21 protein-coding genes are annotated in these 21,675 nt (G+C 53.0%); 8 read left to right on the plus strand and 13 right to left on the minus strand.

Annotation, left to right across the window (positions count from 1 at the left end):
- Window positions 1–2 precede the first annotated feature (2 nt).
- The 3 genes from U5911_RS08805 to U5911_RS08815 form a co-directional block, all read right to left on the minus strand.
- A complete protein-coding gene (locus U5911_RS08805) occupies window positions 3–338 on the minus strand; it encodes a hypothetical protein (RefSeq protein WP_336036642.1) in 336 nt (111 codons plus the stop codon).
- Entirely contained in the window at window positions 335–2,380 is a 2,046-nt protein-coding gene (locus tag U5911_RS08810) for a minichromosome maintenance protein MCM (protein WP_336036643.1), read from the minus strand. Before U5911_RS08810 ends, U5911_RS08805 begins: the two co-directional genes overlap by 4 nt.
- Before the next feature lie 741 nt (window positions 2,381–3,121).
- On the minus strand, window positions 3,122–3,736 hold the full coding sequence (locus U5911_RS08815; protein ID WP_336036644.1) for a hypothetical protein: 615 nt from the start codon (window positions 3,734–3,736) through the stop codon (window positions 3,122–3,124).
- A 54-nt stretch (window positions 3,737–3,790) separates the two neighbouring features.
- On the opposite strand from U5911_RS08815, the gene U5911_RS08820 reads away from it, so the two are divergent.
- On the plus strand, window positions 3,791–4,498 hold the full coding sequence (locus tag U5911_RS08820) for a hypothetical protein (protein ID WP_336036646.1): 708 nt from the start codon (window positions 3,791–3,793) through the stop codon (window positions 4,496–4,498).
- Window positions 4,499–4,616: 118 nt separating this feature from the next.
- On the opposite strand, the gene U5911_RS08825 is transcribed toward U5911_RS08820, so the two are convergent.
- Window positions 4,617–5,366 carry a recombinase family protein gene (locus U5911_RS08825; RefSeq protein ID WP_336036647.1) on the minus strand — a complete coding sequence of 250 codons (750 nt, stop codon included), beginning with the start codon at window positions 5,364–5,366 and terminating at the stop codon, window positions 4,617–4,619.
- A 251-nt stretch (window positions 5,367–5,617) separates the two neighbouring features.
- On the opposite strand from U5911_RS08825, the gene U5911_RS08830 reads away from it, so the two are divergent.
- Entirely contained in the window at window positions 5,618–5,989 is a 372-nt protein-coding gene (locus U5911_RS08830; protein WP_336036648.1) for a hypothetical protein, read from the plus strand.
- A 19-nt stretch (window positions 5,990–6,008) separates the two neighbouring features.
- On the opposite strand, the gene U5911_RS08835 is transcribed toward U5911_RS08830, so the two are convergent.
- Window positions 6,009–6,482 carry a hypothetical protein gene (locus U5911_RS08835; RefSeq protein ID WP_336036649.1) on the minus strand — a complete coding sequence of 158 codons (474 nt, stop codon included), beginning with the start codon at window positions 6,480–6,482 and terminating at the stop codon, window positions 6,009–6,011.
- Between the two features lie 143 nt (window positions 6,483–6,625).
- Between U5911_RS08835 and U5911_RS08840 the strand changes: the two genes are divergently transcribed.
- Together U5911_RS08840 and U5911_RS08845 are read left to right on the plus strand one after the other, a co-directional pair.
- Entirely contained in the window at window positions 6,626–7,528 is a 903-nt protein-coding gene (locus U5911_RS08840) for a hypothetical protein (RefSeq protein WP_336036650.1), read from the plus strand.
- 116 nt (window positions 7,529–7,644) lie between these two features.
- Window positions 7,645–8,031, plus strand: coding sequence for a hypothetical protein (locus U5911_RS08845; protein ID WP_336036651.1), 387 nt, complete (start codon window positions 7,645–7,647; stop codon window positions 8,029–8,031).
- Between the two features lie 21 nt (window positions 8,032–8,052).
- On the opposite strand, the gene U5911_RS08850 is transcribed toward U5911_RS08845, so the two are convergent.
- Window positions 8,053–8,289, minus strand: coding sequence for a hypothetical protein (locus tag U5911_RS08850; protein WP_336036652.1), 237 nt, complete (start codon window positions 8,287–8,289; stop codon window positions 8,053–8,055).
- On the minus strand, window positions 8,286–8,507 hold the full coding sequence (locus U5911_RS08855) for a hypothetical protein (protein ID WP_336036653.1): 222 nt from the start codon (window positions 8,505–8,507) through the stop codon (window positions 8,286–8,288). Before U5911_RS08855 ends, U5911_RS08850 begins: the two co-directional genes overlap by 4 nt.
- A gap of 175 nt (window positions 8,508–8,682) precedes the next feature.
- Between U5911_RS08855 and U5911_RS08860 the strand changes: the two genes are divergently transcribed.
- Window positions 8,683–9,729: a hypothetical protein gene (locus U5911_RS08860; protein WP_336036654.1), complete on the plus strand. Its 1,047-nt coding sequence runs from the start codon at window positions 8,683–8,685 to the stop codon at window positions 9,727–9,729.
- A gap of 36 nt (window positions 9,730–9,765) precedes the next feature.
- Here U5911_RS08860 and U5911_RS08865 read toward each other — a convergent pair whose 3' ends face one another.
- From U5911_RS08865 to U5911_RS08890, 6 genes are all read right to left on the minus strand, one after another.
- A complete protein-coding gene (locus U5911_RS08865) occupies window positions 9,766–10,140 on the minus strand; it encodes a hypothetical protein (protein ID WP_336036655.1) in 375 nt (124 codons plus the stop codon).
- Between the two features lie 223 nt (window positions 10,141–10,363).
- Entirely contained in the window at window positions 10,364–10,930 is a 567-nt protein-coding gene (locus U5911_RS08870; protein WP_336036656.1) for a hypothetical protein, read from the minus strand.
- 97 nt (window positions 10,931–11,027) lie between these two features.
- Window positions 11,028–11,420, minus strand: coding sequence for a hypothetical protein (locus tag U5911_RS08875; protein WP_336036657.1), 393 nt, complete (start codon window positions 11,418–11,420; stop codon window positions 11,028–11,030).
- Window positions 11,417–11,809 carry a hypothetical protein gene (locus U5911_RS08880; protein ID WP_336036659.1) on the minus strand — a complete coding sequence of 131 codons (393 nt, stop codon included), beginning with the start codon at window positions 11,807–11,809 and terminating at the stop codon, window positions 11,417–11,419. Before U5911_RS08880 ends, U5911_RS08875 begins: the two co-directional genes overlap by 4 nt.
- A 122-nt stretch (window positions 11,810–11,931) precedes the next feature.
- The gene (locus tag U5911_RS08885) at window positions 11,932–13,701 is read right to left on the minus strand and encodes a DUF262 domain-containing protein (protein ID WP_336036662.1); all 1,770 of its coding nucleotides are present in this window, start codon (window positions 13,699–13,701) and stop codon (window positions 11,932–11,934) included.
- Between the two features lie 228 nt (window positions 13,702–13,929).
- A complete protein-coding gene (locus tag U5911_RS08890) occupies window positions 13,930–14,514 on the minus strand; it encodes a winged helix-turn-helix domain-containing protein (RefSeq protein WP_336036663.1) in 585 nt (194 codons plus the stop codon).
- A 356-nt stretch (window positions 14,515–14,870) separates the two neighbouring features.
- On the opposite strand from U5911_RS08890, the gene U5911_RS08895 reads away from it, so the two are divergent.
- From U5911_RS08895 to U5911_RS08905, 3 genes are read left to right on the plus strand one after another with little or no spacing between them, the layout of a single operon-like run.
- Window positions 14,871–18,176, plus strand: coding sequence for an ATP-binding protein (locus tag U5911_RS08895; RefSeq protein WP_336036664.1), 3,306 nt, complete (start codon window positions 14,871–14,873; stop codon window positions 18,174–18,176).
- A complete protein-coding gene (locus U5911_RS08900; protein WP_336036666.1) occupies window positions 18,173–18,805 on the plus strand; it encodes a DUF7680 family protein in 633 nt (210 codons plus the stop codon). The genes U5911_RS08895 and U5911_RS08900 overlap by 4 nt, the downstream gene beginning before the upstream one ends.
- Before the next feature lies 1 nt (window position 18,806).
- A complete protein-coding gene (locus tag U5911_RS08905) occupies window positions 18,807–21,668 on the plus strand; it encodes a DUF1156 domain-containing protein (RefSeq protein WP_336036667.1) in 2,862 nt (953 codons plus the stop codon).
- Window positions 21,669–21,675 lie beyond the last annotated feature (7 nt).

The following is a 21,675-nucleotide window of genomic DNA, read 5'->3' on the forward strand; positions in this document are numbered from 1 at the left end:
GGTCAGTGAAGAAGCTCTGCGTACGTCCAGAACTCGCGGTCCACAACGACCTCCACCCCACATTCTGCACAGTACGTCACCAGACCTCGGAGGTCCTCAACACGGACCAGGGCCGCCGAATCCGAATCCGATGGCAGCACGAAATCGTCGAACGCTCGCCGGACCCACTCCGCATCCGACCCGAACTTTACGACGCCAACACGGTCACCACCCACCTCCACGTGCGGTTCAAGGCGAACAATAATGCGACGGTCAGCAATCACCGCCCGTCCACGAGGACGAGGGTCTACGTCACCATTGAAGAACACGAACGGCGACTCATCAACCGAGGCGCTCACGAGAAATCACCCTTGAACAGGTGGCCATCCTCCTGTTTGAAGCCCGAGCCCGCTGGGTTGCCAATCCAACCGTTAATCTCCTGCTGAATCGCCTCTCGGTCCTCATCCCCCTTCATTTCAACAGCATCGACGACCTCGTCTCGCGGGGCTGCCCCACCAGTACCAATGTCGTCAATCACTCGACGGACGGTCTGCTTCAGTTCTCGCTCCGGAGCCGACGCCGACCCTGCAAGAACGTCTCGGTCGAGCTTTCCATTCTCGTTCGTCATCAGCGCGCCCATCCACGTCTCCATCAGGTGGACGACCCGCTCGGCGTCACCAACCGTCACTTCCTCGGAGAGGCGAAGACGAGCCGAGGCCTCTGCGAGACGACGGAGTGCGTAGAGCTTCCGCACCCCGACCGCCGTTCGAACTTCGTTCGAATCCTCACGCCAGTCAACCCACGCATCGTGCAGGATATCGTATGCCTCGTCCGTCAGGTCAGGGTCAAGACTTCGAGCGTGTGCAACGTACTTCATCATCCGTTCCGGCGAGATGTAGTCCCCGGTGACGCCCTGTGCCCGGTCAAGGACTGACTTCGCAATCTCGGCGTCCCGTTCCGCATCCGGTCGGTCGATGAACGGGACGATGATATCCATACGGTCCCAGATAACCTCGTTCACGTTGATTTGGTGCTTCAGCGGCTCGTAGAGGTCGAAGCGGGAGTCCACCGGATTTGCGACAAGGAGGGTTGCGCACCGAGTCGGCAACGTCGCCCGAATGTTGTGCTTCGCGACCGAAACTTCCTGCTCCGAAAGCGGCTCTTGCAGACAGTTCCGAACGCTCTCCGAACCCTTGTCCAATTCGTCGATTACCGCGAGGCCACCGTCCGCCCGAACCAGAGCACCTCCCGAAAGCGTAGCTTTCGTAGAATCGAACTGCTCCTCGTACGAAATGGACGCAGTCAGTCCCGCTTGCGTAGCGTTGTCCGCACTCTGATAGACAGACTTCGGTGCGATTTCAGATACGTACTTTGCGATATCGGACTTCCCGGTACCAGGGTCACCCACGAAGGCGACGTGGATTTGCTCACGCTCCTTCTGGTCATCCAACCCACGGCGAACACCACCGACAAGCTGGAGTAACGCAGCCATCCTCGCGAGCTTATAGTCACCCTTAATCGTCGGCGCGATGCTGTCCGCGAGCGCGCCGATAGCGTCATCCTGGGACGCAATCCGCTCGTTCTCGGCAATGTCCTCCTCCGTCAGTTCAACGCCAGAATACCCTCGGTCGTGATGCTCGATGCCAGTCGCCTGAATGTAGAGGTCAGAGTCCTTGTCGTCGTCCGCCGTCGCACGCAGAATCCCAGTCAACGTGACTGTCTCCCCAGCCTCAACTTCATTCACGAGACCGTTATGGAGGTCCGCTCGGATGTCTGTCGGATTCGGCGTTGAGGAGTGTGTGTGAAGGTCTTGGACGATGACCTGCTGGCGGTCGACGACCTCCCCCTGTTCTGGAAGGTGCTTGAAGACCTTCGTAGACTTGTTCTCACAGGAATAGCATTCATTCGGATACTCAAGGTCGCCAGCAGCCCGCGACTGCCGCCGGTCAATCTGCGCGCCGCAGTCACGACACAGGAACTTAGCGATGATGTGCCGAGAGTACTGGTCCGTTCGGTCCATCACCCGACACTCAATCGAAACCAGTGTACCGATTGAGTCTGCTCGGAGGTCCTCGATTCGCTGATGCGTCGGGAGTTCACCGACTAGACGGAGTTCCTCCGACCCTTCTCCGAGGACTCTCGCAGCGACCTCATAGTGGAAGAGACACTCATCCGGTTCCTTAATAATCTCCTCCAGAATCTCTTCAGACCCACTCTCGACTATGTCGGGTGAGGATACCTCCACAACACCATCCTCAGCGTGGACTCCGTCAAGGAGGTCCGCGAACCTTGAAGTCGAATTCGGGGCGTTGGACTGTGCTCCGTACAGCAAGGGATTGTTCACCTCCGTTACGTCGGAGGACGATACATCAGTCTCTGAAGACATCTTGGTTGATGTCATAATTGACATAAACCCGAGCCATCTCATAAGTATGTCGCCAATCCGATACAAACACGGGCTGGTCGAACCCCCCAACCACCCCTATATGCCCCCCCTCAAATCCATTGAGAGAGCGTCTGAGAAAGCGACCATACATAAACTGATTGGTAGAACTGGGGGGAGGGGGTCAACGATAGCTCTCTACTCTTGGGATTTTGACTTCCACATCTTACATTTGTTAACAAATAACAATCAGAATCTCCACTAGACTCCCCTAACCACCCCCCTCCCCCACCATAACAAATGAATCTGGAAGTAGAGGGGTTCCACCTCTTATTTTCGGTAGAATTCCGGGGGGTTGGGAGGGGGTCTGTTTCACCACCCCCACCACCGATGGACATATAGTGTCGGGAATATTATATAATGTTGTCCAGTATCCGCCAGCAGTAGTCGGGTCCGTGATGCTGGAGTAGACATCTTGGTGGTTCGGCGGGCGGGTTCCTTGCCCGTCGTTCTCTATTCTATTCCAGCGATAGCAATCGCTATCCGGTAGGTCTTTGATTCCATCCGAGACAGTCGTCGTTGGTAAGAATCGGAGTTGCGCCGACGCAATTGTGCCGACGCAAACCCCTCTCTGAGAGGCCAGCGGACAACACCCCGTCACCAATGGTGCCAGACGATAACCTCTAGAGAGCGTTCAAAACCGCCGCTAAGTACTATCTGACATTGATTTCTGCCCAGTCTCCTCCCAACGTTTGCTACTTATCTGTTCGAGTCCGTTGGAGAATTCGCAGAAATTATCGTCTTAGCAATCTCCGTCCCCTTCTCGCAAAAGTGATAGAAAACTAGCCTGCCTTCTTCAGAATCACGTGTGTAAATCGCCTCAAACGGAGGTGAATCTAGTTCCTCCAAATTCTGCAAATCAAATTCGTGCGAGTTCACGCCCATTCTTAGCCCAGACCAGAACGAACCTCCTTGAGTTTCAGCTACCGTGATGTATCCTATCGGTTCCCCATTTGAAGCGAGGGCTGTCCGAGCACTATTTCCGTCAGATTTCTTCGCCCCCTCAAACAGCTTGTCTGCAACAGCGGGATGAGTTGAAGCATCCTCAATGAAATGAAATCGTGTCCGGTCTACAATCTTAAGGTCAACAAACTTCCAAAAGCTGTCCTGCCGGGTCACGCTCTCACTTTGGATTTCGGCCTCAACTACATAGCCGACCTCCAAGTCGTCAATCTTCGATTGGAGACTCTGACTGTACTCATCTAGTTCCTTCGCGACGTAGACGGGCTGACCCACGTCAGCGATGTCGGTCATTTGGGCGTCGTCTTCATCGAAGTCAAGGATGCGGAAGCGACTCTCGATTAATTGCCCCATCACTATTTTCATACCCCGCGAAGAATATAATATTCCCTCTCCACGTTCTCTGGTATGGTGCCAGACGAGGATAGTGTTGAGACGATATTTGATAGAATCCGAGAACACCACGGTCGTAGGGTTGAGGAGCAAGTCCAGAAACTGAGGTGGAGATTTACCACGCTTGAGAGTGATTTCAAGGACTTAATCGCCATCCATGAAATGGATGTTCCACCCGCTACAGAACTTGGAGACCAACTCCGGTCTCAAGGGTATGTTTTCGAATTTGAACGTCGACTCCATCACTACCTATCTGGTTTGTTCAGTCTAGTTGAGCAGCAAAAGTCTCTCCAAGACGGCGTGGGGGAGAATTACCGTGGAGAACTGGGAGAAGTCCGGGGCGATTATCTTCGACTTGAATCATCACTTACTACTCTCGGCTTGCGGCATTACATTCAGCATGAAAATGTTCTCCCCTTGCAGCCAAAAATATCGAAGTTAGATAATTCTGCATCACTCGTTATCTACGTTGATGATTTACATAGAAGCGGTGAGGATAGAGATTTTGACACTCACTTCGGCCATATCGACAAACCGTACTTCGAGCCGGTAGAGCTAATTCAGGAAGATTGGCCGAACGTTGAGGAATTTTTCGAGGACACGATTGACACGATTGAGACCAGAACAGAAGAAGACCGAAGTGAACTCCAGCAGCTTCGAGAACAAGCCGATGAACTTTACAAGAGACTTGCAGAGGACTACCATAACTGGGACAATGAGTGATTTTCACGTAACTCGATTCATCTGAGTTCACAGGGTGTATCCTGTGCATTGGTAAGACCTCTAGTTGTGATGGTTTGGTTGTCCCGACGCAAACTGTCGTGGAAGAGTTCTCTGCTGGTTAGTCAGTACGGAGGGAGTCAAGAGCAGCTTCAACTCGACTATCATTTGCCGTAGGCTCATCTTCGTACCACGACCGACGCTCCTCGTTCTGGTCAATAGTCGCAAGCGTCTGCCGGGTCACGTTCGGCGTGCGTCCTGCTATACTGTTGTAGCTCTCTCCGTTGGAGATTGCTTCAAGCGCCTTGACGATATCGAAGTACCCTGTTTCATCATTCTCATAGTCCGGGTTGAGATTCGGGCGGAGGTATCCGTCCTCACGAATGAACCCGGCGGGGACCTGACCGAGCCACTTTCCTGCTTCCCGCGCTCGACGCTGACCGGAGCGAGTACGACGAATTAGTGACCGACGCTCCTCGGCCGCGACCGAGGCGATGATGTCGGCGATAAGGCGTCCTGTTCCGTCTGGGTGGACCTCGCGCACGCTCCCGTTGGTGACGTTGATAACGACCTCGTTTTCTTCGCAGGCGTCGAAGAAACGCTGGGCGAGTACGCCTTTCCGTGCAATTCGGCTGATTTCCCAGACGACCACATTGGTAAAGTCGCCGTCCTCGATGCGTTCGATGAGCGAGAGGAACTCGTCCCGGTCTTCAGAAGCTCCGGATGCTTGCTCTGCGAAGACCTCGACCTCACCAATCGTGAGGTCGTGCTGGTCAAGCCAGTTGGCGATGTCTTGTCGCTGGTGTTCGTCTTCTTGGTCGGCTGTGGATTTGCGAATGTAGGCCGTCACCTCGTTCATGTTGGTTGACATATCGTGGTTGTAGCTTGCAACTGTACTCCTATATAAGTCCCCCTTGGTCGCTTACAGGATGTAAGCGGATGCCCGTTAATTTACAACGCAACCGCTAGGGGTTGCTGTTCTATGAGCGACTGAAATCACGACTTCCCTGGTGACCATCCGAACCCAGGAACGTCGATGCCAAAATGTCGGAGGATTCCTCAAAATACGACACGGAGAATTTCACAAATACCTTCATATGACTCTCGTCCAAGCGTGTACACGTGCCAGAACCAACCTACGACGAAGACCTCGAACGGTTCCGCGAATCGGTCGAAGAGAAGGTGGGGCAGGAAATTCATCCGGACACGGCGATGGGTGACCATATCTGCTGGTTCTTCCTCAACATCCCGGTCGAACTGAACGGTGAGACGTTTGACGCAGAGGTAGACTTCGACCTCTCCGAAGACGGCGTGGAGCCGATGTACGCAGAAATCTACGTTGAGAGTGGGACCGACCGAGAGGAGAAGCTCTCCGAGGTTGGAACTCGCCTTGAAGCAGGAGACGAAGCTCTATATGAATACTATCTGGACGAGGACGAGGTTGGGGACGTGATGGCCGACCTACGGGAAGCGCACGCCGAGGTCTACGGCTGACCGGGGTCACTTGGAAGAATCACGACTTCCCTGGTGACCAACCGAACCCGGGAGCGTCGACGCCGGTCGTCGTGCCGCCTCTATGGAACGGGCAGGATAGTGGAACGTGACGGTCGCAGTACTGCTGTACATCCGAGACAGCCTCGCTCCCCGACTCCCAATACGCAGTTGCCCAGAGGACGAACTGGTCGGCAGAAGCCCTACAGTCATCTCGGTCGCACTCTCCGAGGTCGCTCTCGTGGAGTTCGAGCGCCTCAAAGACGGAAGGGATGTGAATCTCTTTGCGACCGATGCCGGCGGACGACACCCAGTCCACGTCCTCAGTCAGGTCTCCATCTGGAAGCTCCTGAGCGCGCTCCACCCAGTTGATTGACGCCGTCATCGTCTCGTCGTCCGTATCTAACACAACCAGAGACTCAATCGGGTGCCCGACTTCTTGGGAGAACCAGTATGCAACAGCGTCCTCAGGAGCAGCGACCCAGTCGTCAGTCATTGGAGGTGGTGTGCATCGACACGCCGGATAAAGCTGTACTATGACTATTGAACCGGCCGCGAACGCCGAATACCCAGATATAGTCTTAACTCAGTAGTATCAAGGAGTCAACTTCATGAGCCCCTAGAAACGTTATACGTGAAATGACTGACTCCACTCGGCTAGTCGACATTATCTTCGATAAATCGCAACCAGAGTCCGTTGATTTTGAGATTGCGTTTACGGCCCTCATTGCTACCGGCACACTCGCCGCCTCAAGGTCTCAAGCGGAACACTCTCTTATCGTCACTATTTGTGCTGTTGCGGTGTTGATTCTGACTCTCGTACGACGAATGGGGGTTAGCAGTCCATTTCCTGACTCAGATTCGATATTGAATTCGACTGTCCAGCCTATAGAGTTCTTGACTATCGTCTGTCTCGTTGAAGTCAGTCTCGTATCTCTCAGGACAGTTGGACTTCAAGAATCCAGTCTGGGGGTGTTCTCAGCTATACTGGTCGTTGGAGTTCTGGGAGTAGTCATCATCCAAGAGTTGGTCTTTGGAGACTACATGATTTGGTGGGGGGCAGCGTTCTACACGAAGGGGATGGCGCTCCAGAGAGGTGCTAATGAGGCAGACAATCTTGTCCCAGAGTTGCTGCGACGTTCGCTTTCAAGAGCTTACCTCACATTCGCGTACAAAATATTGGATGCGCCGAACGTAATTCCGGATGAAGATTTGGAGAAGTGGAACACTCTCCGGAGTTTCGTCGAGGAGATGGAAATGGAAGTGGGGAGTGACTCGGGAGTAGGACAGCTACTGGTGGGTACTGGAATCGTACTCGCTATTGGATACGGCGTGGTGAGTTGGATTCTATCATTCACTGGATACCCCGTTGTAAGCGGTCTGCTGTTTCTGTTTGCAATTATGGCTATTCGTCATCTAATCGGATTCTGGTATCTTGCGTATGGCTCGCAGCACCTGAGTCGTTTCCTGCAGGGGAATACTCACCACTTGGCGACGATGGGTGTCTATGGTGGGTTCATATACTGGTTGTTCTTCACTTGAAGAAGAATTCAAACAGTGACCACAGCGACCGGTGCGCAGCTGACTCTATCAGGAAATCCCACAAAATACGACACGGCCCGCTAAGATATTTTTACTCTGGGTGATATCACGGAGACGTGTCAGGTGAGATATTTGGAGATATCCTCGGTCTCCTGCCTGTAGAATGGTGGTTCATCGTGGCGTTCGCTGTATGGGTCACAGCTTGGGCACTAGGAGGTGACAACGACAAAAACTCAGACCAGGACTCAATCACTCGTCTGCTATCTGGATTTGGGTCTGTTCTGTATCTCTTTGTGAAGCTCGCCGGTGGACTGCTCCTGTTCGTTGGTAAAGGTGGTCTTGGACTCGTTCAAAAGGCAGATTCGGCACTCAGAAGACTTGGAAAATGGGCCGAAGAGAACGTCAGTATAGATATAGTTCTCGACGGGAACTTTTGGCGACTCGTCACAGTTGCATTCCTCGTCGGCTCAGGCTACCTAACCTATTCTGCGTTCTCATTCTGACGGTTCCAATTTCGGCACCAGTTACCTGCCGCCGTCGAGCTTCTCACGTAGAATGAAGAGCGCGCCCGCCGCCCCCGGAATGACGAGGGCGAAGGCTGCCTCCCCGTACCGAGTAACGTCCAGCCACGCCACGTAGAAATGGTCGCCTGGTTCTGGGGCGAGCCCCGTGCTCGCGACCGTCTCGAAGAACACCGCGATGACGACCACGAAGATTCCGGCGTAGACCAGATTCCAGATAAAATCTACTTCGTCCGTCATCGTCCTATTGACCCTAGCGTTGCGATGATGAATAGGGAAACGCCACCCAGTGTTGTTGCCGCGAGTACCAGTAAATTAGCCGTCGTCAATCGGAACTGTGCAGCCTCAGCAGCGAACGTGCCTTCGACTGACGGTAGTGCGGCGAGGACAGCGATTCCGATGAATGCCAATATGAAAACGACGATAGACTGGACAATTGCACCCACTGCATCCGTCATTGGAGCATATATACGACTCTGCAACTAATAATCATTTACTCAATAACAGTGGCGAAACACCCGTTCCAAATACGGGTTCTATTAGTCAATGAGATTGGGCTGAAACGATGAATGATAAATTTTGGAGATGTTGCCAAATATTAATTACATGCGCGATACCAGCACCAGTTGACACATGAGTCTTGAGGGGGAGAAAGTGGCCTTTGGCGTAGGGGGCGTTCTGATATGTTTCGGTGTGTTCCTGTATATTATAGGTGCGCCAAATGCTCTCACACTCCTGGCCTTCTCGGTCAGCGTAGGGAGCGGGGTGTATGGCTGGAGGAAGAAGAAGAAAGTTGCTGCCCTAGAGTCAGCCCTGAACGGTCTCTTGGAGGAGAAGGAGGACCTGAAGGAAGAATTGGAGGAGACGGAGAGCAAGAAGCAACTCAAAAGCCAGCGTCTACGGAATCTCAAGCAAGTCCTTGACCGGGAAGGAATTGACGTGGACTATCTCGTCGAGAAATACGGACAGCCTCTCAAAGCGCCTCTCCTAGTGCTGACTCACTTTAAATCGGAGAATGGGTGGAACACATCTGAAGGAGAGCAGTTCATTCGAGACCAGCTAGATAAGCTGGATACGAAGATTTTGCACGGCGCGACACGTGTTATCCCTCCTCGAAGTATTGACCAAGATATCGAAACTCGAGCCGAACTAGAGGAGTGGTTCCACGAGGAAGTTCTTGGTGGGCGTGAAAATCTAACCTATAAGCTGGAACTGTTCTCCGTTATTGACCTTCGCCAGGTTTTCGGCCAGGATAAGGCCGGTGACGACAGCCAGTTCGAGATGAATACAATTGATGAGCTTTTCGACACGGAACCCGTTGTTCCAACGGACGACCTGCTGAGTATGCTAGCTCGGAGTGACCGAATCTCGATGGAAGAGGAACTCCGAGAAAACATCGCATTGCTCGCAATCCCATATGCCACTGAAGAGCAGATGCGAGACCTCATCAGTAGCCAATCATCGATTCAAGACCGACTCGGTAACCTCACCCAGATTGGGAATACGGACGAACAGGAGATTGAACGAGTCCTGGGTGAACACGAAATTGAGGGAGCGAAAGAACTGGCAGAGGGAATTAAGCAGGAGGCTCTCTCCCTAGAGGCCGTCCTGAACGGGGATAGAAGTGGGCTTCAAACTGACTCGTCATCTAAAACAAGTACCGAACCTACTGGAGCATAGTTTCCAGGTGACGACGGCCGAGTCTGAACTTCTGGGTTATTCTGCTCTGGCGAGTACCTGGTCGATACCGTCGTTGAGGGAGGTTGACGGGACTATCTGACACCCAGTCTCATCCTTAGGCGCCTTGAAGTAGACTGTAATTTTACCTAGGTCGCTGGGTGCCCACGGGTCGATGTCACAGTAGAGGTCGAACACGTGGTCGTCGACGCGTACTTCCTCGGTATCGTCGACGATGTTCCGGATGGCGTCAAGGTCGGCGTCAACACCAAGGTGCAGAGACAGGAGCAGCTGCTTAGACCCGATGAGGTCTTCAGCGGCCATGATGGTGACGACGCCACTTTCGATGAGGTCGGTTGCGAGGTCTTCGAACGATTCGACGGACGATTCGTGATGGGTATTGGATTCCATCATTACTGGATTCGAACCAATTACTGATAAAACCTATAATTTTATTTAAATATAACGAGCACATAGTATACTCTTATATAGGAGAAGGGTCGCGCGTCCGAAACCCACACACTTAGTGGGGATAGAGTATGACGAATCCAATGTCAATAGTTAACCCACCACCCTCAAAACATCACTTTTAATTCACAAATCCACTCAACAAACGGCCCGGGTTTAGCCGCCGGGACTAACTCTCTAACTGGAGCGCATCGCGTACCATTTCCCCCGCTCCATCGGCGGTGAGTTTGTAACTGGCCGCACGCTCGTCAAGACCGACGTGGACATACATATCCTCGATTTCATCCGGGGAACCACACCACACGTTTGCTCCATCCTGGAGGGTCTGCTTGTCACCAGCTAGGGCGAACCGAACGGCCCAATCATTCGGGGTCCCGATGCTATCAAGCAGGTCCACAAGGTCATCGAATGTCTCCGCGCCTGACTGAATCGTGATTCCAGCCTTGATGTCCGCAATGACTTCTGCAGCCGAGTATCCTCGCTGGGGACTTGCCGAATAGAAGTCTAGCTCGATGGTCTTGTTCTCCACATCGGTGTCGTAGTGGACGTTGTATCCCCGGTACGGACCCATCGAAATGACGACCGTGTAGTCGTCTACTGCTTCTGCCACGGCTTTGGCGACGGCGAGTTCTCCTCGACCGTATTTGTCAGTCGTCGCCTCGTAGACGACTCGGTCGTGGTCGGTCGGAACGTAGTTATCGGCCTGTGCAGAGTCATCATCTGGTGTCAGACTCATACTTCCCTCAACGAAATATCACCAATATATAACTACGTATCCTGCTAAGAGGCTCGAATACAACTCGAAGAAGCCCTGTACCGCTAATTTAGGGGGTCTAGCTGTCGGTGGAATCTTCGTTGGTTTGTGATTCAATTCCGTCGGGGTTGAGCCACGGGCGGGGCAGCCGGGCGGCACCAGGGTCGAGGCTGCTGGACCTCAAGGTCCAAGCGAATACCGTTCGCTGGAGAGGAATAGCGTTCGCTCGGGCATAGTCAATCGCATCCCGCAGCGCGTCCTCGAAATGGTCGCGTGGTTCCGCGACTTGCAGGTATAGAACGCCCTCCCCTTGGAACCGCTCAAGAGCGCGGTAGTCGTCAGAATCACGGTGGTAGACAAGCTCGGCCGTACGGTCGTGGGTGTCCTGGTCTGTTATGCGAACGTCGCTAGGTACATCGTCGCTATGAATGTGGGCGTGGATGGCAGCGCGGTCGTAGTACTCGTCGGTCATCGGAAAATCAACCCGAAAACGAATAACTCCGGCCAGAGTGTGAAGCCGAAGAACAGGCCGGTGATGTAGAACGGCAGCAGGATGATACCGGTGATGATGACGGTCGCACCGCCGACGATGCTGTACAGTACGTTGCCGTAGTCCGTTGCGTCCACCCACGCCAATCCGAGGGCACGCGGATAGACGGTCAACATCCCCTTTAGGTGCGGGACAAGCTCGTTCAGGACTTCTAGTCCGGTGAAATCCGCGACAACGAATGACATCAACCATACGGCGACTGTCGCCACACTACCCCAAATCACGGTTTTGACGGTAAAGAACCCGATGAACAGGCAGCCAATAGCTCCAATCAGTAACAGCGAACCGATTTCGACGAGGAACTCGAGCACACGCTAGCTGGGCTCGTAGAGTAAAAGAGAGCACTATCTTCTCACTGTCATTTGGACAGTGAAATAACGACGTTCAGGTCTGCCAAGATGGGGTCAGCTTGCTCGCCAGTACCTAACCTCAGCTAGGATAACCAGATTTCTTTGGCTTCCTCTTTTAGACGCTCGTGACGTTCTTCGAGGTGGTCAGGTGTCCACTCGTCGTGCTCCTCAAGCTCGGTGACGAGAGGGAAATCACTCTTCTTCTTGAAGTATTCATCGTACTTCGCGTTGAACGGCTTGTTGCTCACTTTGTAGTTTTTCCGACCGTCCAGCGGTACGAGGTTCCCCATGCGGTCCGTCCAGTCGTCCCTCCAATGTTCGTCATCGAATCGGCTCAACCAATAGTCGTTATTGGGCGTCTGTGGGAGAATATGCTCAATAGTGACGTTACTGCCATACTCGACCTTTGAGTTCGTGTTATCGAACCGCTCGCCGTTGATACGCATCAGGATGTACTTCGGCCACTGGTAGTTCCCTTTGCGATAGAAGTTACTACGGTCGAGTGCGTTCTCGAACGCCTCACTCTCATCGTCAATGTCCTCGGTGAGCACCGAGAGCGAGAGGACATCCTCCGGGGTAGACGCACGTTCTATCTCTCGCAGGAGTTCGTAGACCCGGCTATATCTCCCGGTATTCGAAGAGCCGGTCAACCAGTCAACGGTCAAACGTCGTTCTAAGAGTTCGACGAACGAGAGCAAAGCCGACTCGTCTTCGAATTTTGCATCGAACTGGATGAGTGCGACCATCCATTCGTCAGAGGGGTAGAAGTCCCGCATGAGCGAAACCAGATTGTGGTAATACACCTCCTCGGAGTGAGAGACTGAGTCAAGTTCTGCGTTGTATATCCGGTGGCGATGGACATCGAAGACCGTCTCCAGATAATCGACGAACTTGGCGCCCCGGAACCCCTTATCTTCGGGGAACACGCGGTCCTTGAACTCGTCGTAGACAGACTTCTGGGACTTCTCCTTCACGATGATGTGGCGCATGAAGCCGATGAACCGTTCAAGCCCCTCGTTCCCGACTTCTTCTTCCATGTCCTCCCACGTCTGCTGGTATTCTTCACGCTTCTCGTCGTCATCAATGTGGCTCAGATTCTCGGACTTGAGGAGGTCGGCGTTGTTGAGCGGCATCCCTCGCGCGTTCGTGACGTTGAACAGGCGGAATGCAGAACTCAGGGAGTTCGTCGAGATACGAACCATCACCACGCGGAGCGTGAGATACGTAGCGAAGTCTCCGAGGTCGCCGTCTTCCTCGTCCTGCCACTCAGTAAGTTCTTCTCGGAACGTCTCAATAGCTTGTAGAATATTCTGTTCGGGTTCCGACTCCCCCGTTTCGGGGTCCGGCGCGTCCTCTGTCGCGCCGCGTGCGAGAACATGCTCGTCGAAGAATTCGCGGTCACGGCCCCTGATTTCCAGGCGTACCGTCTCTGACTTCCCCTTTATCGGGTCACTCTCCTCGTAGATGAGGCCGCCAAGCGAGTTGGCGCGAGCCTCGTTCTCAACGATGTCCCTCAAAACTGCGATGAGAATCGCGAGCGAGGTCAGCCGTTGTTGTCCGTCAATGATATCCGAGCGTTCGCCGGAGTCGTCTCCGTCGTTCAGAATGATGCTGCCGAGGAAGTAGGGTTCGTAAGCGTCAAGAGTGGATTTGTCTAGCTCGTCTTCCTCGTCAAGGAGGGTGCCGTGTGCCTCGCGACCGACATCGTAGGCGTCCGTGAGGTCGTCGATGAGGTCGTTGAAGTTCTCCTCGGTCCAGGAGAAGGGCCGCTGGAACTTGGGGATTTTGTAGTGGTAATCGTCGTAGAGTTTGCTGAGAAACTCTTCCTTCGCGTCAATCTGGCTGGCACTCATTCTTTCAGGGAATTACATCAGACAAACATAATGGTGGTGGTGAGTTACCGACAAAATCCGGCTGTATTCCCCGGCGCAGGTTGACATGACTTGGTGTTTCCGGACCCCTAGGACCAGCGGACTGTGACAGCAACTCAATCTACCAACTCAGTTCATCGCGGCCATACGTCACGGACAAGATAGAACTAGGTTGGATTCTTCACTTGTGCGGCGTCAATTTGCAACCATTCATTCATCGGTGGTTGCGTCCTGAGCCTCGCGAAAATGCGGTTCGACATCAATTCCGTTGGCCTCTAAGGCGGCTCGAAGCCCGCGAAGGTACGTTTCGGCAGCTTCGTGCCACTCGTATATGTAATCCTCAAGCTCGTCAAGACGAGTTTCCATCGCCTCCACCTGTTCGCTGAGATGGTCCACGGATGGGTCGCTTGCTGATAGTGAATCCAGTCGACGGTCGTGCTGGTCAAGTTGGTCTTGCATCGTACCGAGTTCCGCTTGGATGTCTACTGTCTCCCCAGATTCCCCTTTCTCCGTGTCGAGAGGCTGGAATAAGCCACGCTCAATCTCACGACGTGCTACGCCTGTTAGATGCGCGACTTTTGGAGGGTGTCTGTCGCCGTAGCCCTCCTCGGCATACGTGACATCAATCAGGTCTAACTCTTCGAGTCGCTGAAATCGGTGATTAGCTGCGTCGCGAGACAGACCGGTTCGCTGTCGAATTTGGGTCATTGATGCGTTCCCGCCGTGGTATTCTACGGCTCGAAGAAATCGAAGGGCGTCTCGGTCGACGTGACGTGCAAGATTGTCTACCGGCATATGTCTGAATTTTAGACGGACGCGCAAAGGAGCTCCTCCATCCCGGAATATCCGTGTAATCTCGGTGGACGACTCAAAACGTGTAACAATGGGAAATTATCCGATTTAGGAGTGAGCAACGATTACTCCAAGAAGCCAACCCCGTGAACTAACTGCTTTTTTGGGGAGTTACTATGGCCTGAGAATACTGACCACCGAGCCAATTACAATACCAGGTAGTAGCTCAAATTTTCAGATGGAAATCCAAGCCAGAATCGGCGTAGAAACGGAATATGGCAGTAGAGAAAGCTCGCCGAGGGAATGTTAATCAGACGTAAAGACTTACTTCCCCCCTCGCTACGTTGCCAGTATCATCAATGTCTCCAGAAATTCCCACGCTGTTTGAGTCGTGTACGCCACACGACGATGTGCTGTCGGGGACACTCTCTGAAAACGAGTTCGCCGCAAAGCTCTCAGACGTAGCTTTTCGGTCGGAAGAGTCGCCAGACATCTACGCTGACCCAGATACCTTCTTCTCCAAAACATACGCGACGGACGGGCTCCAAACCCTCCTCACGCTTCTCGCCAAACGCTATAGCGGACAAGTCAGGGGGGAGTTCAGCGGTGAAGATGGTCTCCTCTCGCTCGATACCGTCTTCGGAGGGGGGAAGACGCACTCTCAAATAGCCGCCTATCACCTATCTCGGAATCCCGAAGTCATCCAGAATCTGGATGAATATATCGTGGACGACGACGCGCGCGAAGAATTTGAAGAAATCAAAGACGAACTTTCCGTGCGGACAGCGGTCTTTGAGGGTGGATACGTCAGCGCGAAGAGTGCGAAGTGCAACAAGGACGACGAGAATGCCCCAAATACACAGACAATGTGGGGCGAACTCGCGTATCAACTCGGCGGGGCTGAGGGGTACGCCAAGTTCAGCGAAGAAGACGACGACCTCACTGCGCCCGGCGAATCCGACATCGTTGACCTCTTCGAATCACTCGATGACCCGGGCCTCGTGCTCATCGACGAAGTTGCTCAATACTTCGAGCAGGCCGCTGCAATCGGCGTGGAAGACTCAACACTGGCGGACCAGACGAACTCGTTCCTATGGTCTCTGATGCGCGCCAGCCAAAACACGGACGCAGTGACGGTCATCCTCTCCGTGTCCTCCACTGCATTCGAGGAACGAGCACAGGAAGTCCAAGACCTCATTGACGACCTCGACGATATCTCCGAGCGGACTGAACACTCCGTTACCCCCACTGATGACGACGAAGTCGCAGCGGTCCTCCGGCACCGGCTGTTCAAATCGGTTGATGACGACGTAGCTGGAACAGTCGCCGAGGAGTATCAGGCCTACTATCGAGAGTTAGAGGACGAACTTCCCGACCGGGTAACCAAGGCTGATTTCCGCGACCAACTCGAACGAACGTATCCCTTCCACCCCACTCTCATCGACCTACTTGGGAAGGAAATTGACACCCTCCCGAATTTCCAGCGTACACGTGGAGCGCTTAAGCTCGTTTCCCGAGCTGTCCACCGAATCTGGAATAATCAAGACAGTAACGAGAGTCGTCATTACGTCCGGACGTTCGATATGCACCCCTCGGACGACCACGTCTGGTCGACTCTCCTCGACCTCTTCGAGCACATCGAGCAGGACCTCCGGACAGCCTCAAAGTCGGACATCTATACGAATGATGGAAAGGCGGCCTGCCAGTACGAGGACGAGAACTGGACGCCGATGGGGCATCCTCCGATTGCGACGCATCTCGGAACGAGTATCCTCTGGAAGAGTATCGTCTCTGGAGGGAATCGCGGCCGTGGTGTAACACGACGGAAGCTCTGGGAGATGATTCTGGAGCCCGGTGTCGAACTCGACCACTACCGCGACGCCCTGAAGAACCTCAACGAGACAGGGGCGGACCCGGACACCGAGGCATTCTTCCTCTACGAGACGGAGAACGGTCTTCTCCGATTCAAGGGCGAACCGAAGATTTCGAAGCTCATCACCAACGAGGCACAGCAAATCGAGCCGGGAGTCGCTCGGAACCGTCTCGAACAGACGATTCGAGGCGCACTCGGAGGTGGTGTCTTCGAAACTATCTACGACCCGCGAGCCCCCTACGAAGTCCCGGACGACTACGACACGGTCCGGCTCTGCGTGATGGGATTCGAGGCGGTGACTGTCACTAGTGACCTTGACGAACCTCCCGAGTTACTCCAAACGCTGGCGACCAAGACCGGGAATTCGCCGGGGTCGGAAAAAAAGCGCGTCTACCGCAACAACATCGTATTCCTCGCGGCGGGCGAGCAGGAGACAGAGGGTGCACTTGACCACGCACGACGCGTGAAAGCAATGGAGCGCGTTCTCAACGGAGAAGCGTGGGAGGCCGAACTCAACAACGCCCAGCGAGACGACCTCGACGAACGTCTCCAGAAGGAGTCAGCCCTTCTCGGTGAATCTGTCCGGCAATCCTACCGACATCTCTACTACCCAGACTCTAACGGACTGTCGAATGAGACCATCGACTCTGTCAACGATAGCTCGGACCTCCACGACATCGTCTTCGAGAACCTCGAAAGCCTCGACAAACTCATTACGCAGGACGAGGGCGCACTCGGCACGACATGGTTTCGGAACCGCATCTGGCAATCCGACCCGGACTCGATGACGACGCTTGACATCCAGAAGCTCGTGGCAAAGCGGACAGACATCCGCATCCTCCTTGACCCGAGACCGCTTCGAGCAACCATCCGAGCCGTGACGACCAGCGACATGTCGACGTACGTCTTCTGGGATGAAACGGCTAGTGAGGGATACTGTTCAGAAGGGATGACCGTAGACACGTCGGAAGGTCAGAAGACGCTCTCCGAGTCCGAGCAAATGTCGACTGACCTTCCGATGTCGAGCGTCCTGATTAGCGACGACCACCTCGTCTATGGGGATGGCGAAAAGCTGCTCGCCGAACACGAACTCGACTTCCCCGAGGAGACCGAGGAGGAAGGCGAAGATGAAGGTGGCTCTGAGGGCGGAAGCACGGGTGGTTCCGGCGGAGCGGGCGGCGGAAGCAGTGGTGGGGCCGGAGGGGGTATCAGCCCGCCTCAGCGTACAGAACTTTCATTCAACGCTGACACGGACTCGCCGAGCGCAATCAAAGGCGCGTTCTCGGATGTGAACGGCGCTATCGACCAGAAGAAGATGAGCCTGCGGGACAATTACGACGTGTCCAGTAATGACATTGTGGTCGAGGTCGACTCCATTGAAATCGAACTGGAGGGCGACCAAGTCTGGGAGCGGGCGTGGTTCATCTCGAACAAGCTCAAAGATTTAGATAGCATCGGGGAAGCAACCTCCATCGTGTTCGAATTTATCGCCCAAGGAACTGATACATCTGGCAGCGTCTTCGAGGCCGGCTTCGAAGGGTCTGCAGCCGAGTTCGCTGACCACTTCGGCACGAACCACATCCCGGAGAGCTTCATCAGTGCTGGAGGAGACTCCGAAGGGGAGGCAGTCTTGATAATCGACACAGAATCGATGGAGGACAACTCTCGTGAGGCTACGCTTGGCGTGCTGGAGGACGCGCTCGAAAGCCTCGGTGGGATTAACAACATCGAACTGGTCGTCTCTGGTACCGTGAAAGAGGAGTCGGAACAGAGTGAAGAGGTGAGCGTATGAGCATCGAGGCGGAGTCATTCGCCTACGGCAGTAGCATGTACGGTGGGCGACCGACATTCGCGCTGACGCGTCGACTGGGCGACGACGCTGGCCTGACCCTGTACGAGCTGATTCCCGACGACCTCGCTAACGGACGTCAGAAGCGATTCAGAAAGGCGAATAGCAACCGGAAGCTCTCACGGGTCCCCGTGACGGATGCTATCCCGGATGTGCGGGAGGATTCGAACGGTGTTCTAGACTTTTCAGAAGTGGGCGCACCGTCGGCACGTACGCCTAATGATTGGCATTGGAATGACTGGTGTGCCCTGAAAATTGCTAGCCTTTCGAACAGTCGTCAACAGGCCGTACACAGGCTCGTTCATGATGTCTTGGATGATAGCGGGATTGATGTTAATTTCGTGACCCGAGGAGAAGGCTCGACTGTCCTTTCTGAGGGAGCAGGAATTCGATTGACTATCGCATTCTTAGCGATGAAGCGACTTCAGAAGTACGAGAAGTTAACGACCGTCGCAGATTGTATAGCACGAATGAGCCTTGAGGAGTGTTATTATTGGCACGCAAAATGTCGTTCGCCATCAAGTCCGAATGGAATAAAGGCTCTCCGAACGCTACTCGCAGACCACCTATAGAATGACAGACGATAATCAAAAACAGCAACTTCGCTCGTTGAAAGTTGAAGATGTTCTCCCCGTGAAGGCGGTGGGAATTGAATGTATGAAAGAATCGATTCCGACCACTATGTCTCCTCACCGATACCTGTACAAGTGGTTCGCTCGTCGACCTACCTCGGCGACACGGTTAGCCATATTAGCATCTATTCTCCCGAAAGAGGTCTCTAATGATGAGCTGCTCAAATTGATGCAAATCGGGCCCGCTCATCCGGAGTTAATGGATGGGAGTGTTAGTGACTACGTTATTGAACGGCGAAAATCATGGGAGGATAGTGATGAATCACTTGAAGACCACTACGGGTATTCACTCCCCCATTCGCAGACACCGAATAAAGAAGAAATTCAGGACCTCCATGAGATGGTTAAGAACCATTGGGATGGCGAACTCCCCACTATCTTGGACCCAACTGCTGGGGGAGGAACCATACCGATGGAGTCGCTCAGATACGGTCTTCCAACTGAAGCAAATGAGCTTAATCCCGTCGCATGGCTCATCAACAAAGTAATTTTGCAGTACGCTCCTCAAGTCGGGTCGCTTGAATCCGATGTCCTTGAATGGGTAAACAAGATTGATGATGAGGCAACCTCTCGACTAGGCGAATTTTATCCGTCTCATTCAGGAGAAAAAAGCCCAACATACTATTTCAATGCTTATAGTATAGAATGCCCCTCATGTGGTAAGCGGCTTCCGCTCAGCAATAGATGGTGGTTCTATAAAGATTCAGCCACGGAGGGACACGCTTTCCGTCCGATACCTCATGAAGACCATATTGAATATGAGCACGTGACAGACGTCTCTGAGAGTGATTTCAACCCCTCGGAAGGAACGGTGAGTGGCGGTGATGCGGAATGCCCGAGTTGTGGTGTGGTAACCGAGCGTGACAAAATCACCGACTTAATGAGCAACGGTGAGTTTGAGTATGAAATCTGCGGGGTACTCCACGAAGTCGAAAATGGCAATAACCGGTACACTACCCCGAGCGAGGAGGATAAACGGGCATTAGACCGAGCTACCCAGAAGATTGAATCCAATCTTGAGTTAACTACGCTCTTATCTAATGACCGCTATATTGGATTGCAAGACCGTGCTGCGCCTTATGGGATGACCCAATGGCGCGACTTATTCAGTCCACGTCAATTCTTATCTCACGCTACCTATTTGCAAGTATTCCAAGAGTTTACTGACGAGATTCGTGAGGAGTATGAAGATGAAAAGGCCGAGGCCGTTATTGCAATGATTTCTCTTGGTGCAACGAAACTCGTCAATAGAAACTCACGACTCCAACCGTTAGACATACGATTAGGTATCCCGAATAGCATGCTCGGGAATAACAATTATGCCTTCCAGTGGCATTTTGCCGAGACCAATCCAACGGTAGGTTCCTTTAGCTATATTAGTACCGTAGAGAAAGTGATGGAGAAGTATGAGGAGATAGTTGACTATTTCGATGTTGATGATGTTCCAGCGGTTGGCTTAACCCAAGGTGACGCATCCGACCTTTCGCATGACGACGAAAGTGTTGGAGCAGTTGTCATTGACCCCCCTTATGGCGATAATGTCATGTATTCAGAGTTATCTGACTCTCTCTATGTTTGGTTAAGAGAGTATCTACAGGACGAGTTCCCGCAAGAATTCGCGGCTCCCGAGACGAATAAAGCGGATGAAGCGGTAGAGAATGTCGGTTTATTCGATAAGGAGTCCAGTGAAGACTCGGCCCAGCAACGAGCGCGGGAAAAGTATGAGCGGAAGATGAGTGGTATCTTTTCCGAGTGTCATAGGGTCTTGGAACGAGGGGGCGTCCTCACGGTTTACTTTACTGATAAAGAGGCCTCCGCATGGGACTCACTAACCATGTCTCTGATAAATTCTGGGTTCACTATCTCAGCGACCCACACTATCACCAGTGAGATGCCGCAACGAGTAGGGATGAGGGAGAGGGCTTCTGCTGACAGCACTCTTTTACTCACATGCCGAAAACCTATAGAACCAGATTCGCAGGGAAGGTCGCAGCCCTCTCTTTGGAGTGACATTCAACAAAAAACCCGAGAATCTGCTCAGGAAAAAGCAAAAGAGTTGTTGGCTTCAGAAATAGAATTAACAAAAACAGACATCATAATTGGCGCTTTCGGCCCGACTCTAAAGGTCTTTACCGAAGAGTACCCGGTTGTTGACAAATATGATGAAAAAGTACGCCCTCAGAGAGCATTAGAAGAGGCCCGAACTGCGGTAACTGAAGTCTTGGTTGACCGAGAGTTGAATAACACTTTAGACACGGTTGATAACCTATCTAAATGGTATATTCTAACGCTCTTAGTCTATGAACGCACTGCTGTACCGTATGACGATGCTCGCCAACTCGGTCTAGGTGTCGGTATTAACATTGACGAAATAAAAAGAGATACAAAAATCTGGAGTAAAAGCAAAGAGACCCTGATTCTACAAGGACAAAAGGACCGCGTTAGGGATTACACAGAGCTTGAATCCGGCGGAAAGCGCCGAAAGAGGGCTTACCCGGTTGACCCTCGTGATGAGAGCTTTGATTACGAAATAGATGCAGTTCAGGCTGCGCTGAATGTGCTTGAAACGAAGGGGTCGGAATTCGCATGGAATTGGTTGAATGAGAGAAATCTACAAGATAGAGCATCGTTCCAGAGGACAATCAAGAGTCTATTACAAGTGATGCCTGAGGACTTCGAAGATTACGAGAATCTGGTGAACCTTGCATCTGGAGAGACAGGGGAACTTCTTGATGTCAATCCCACAGAATTCATCGCCGAAGATGAGCGTGAAAATAGCCGAACCACGCTCCAAGACTTCTAAAACTGCT

This window comes from Halobacterium yunchengense, from assembly GCF_037031165.1.
Classification (GTDB): Archaea; Halobacteriota; Halobacteria; order Halobacteriales; family Halobacteriaceae; genus Halobacterium; species Halobacterium yunchengense.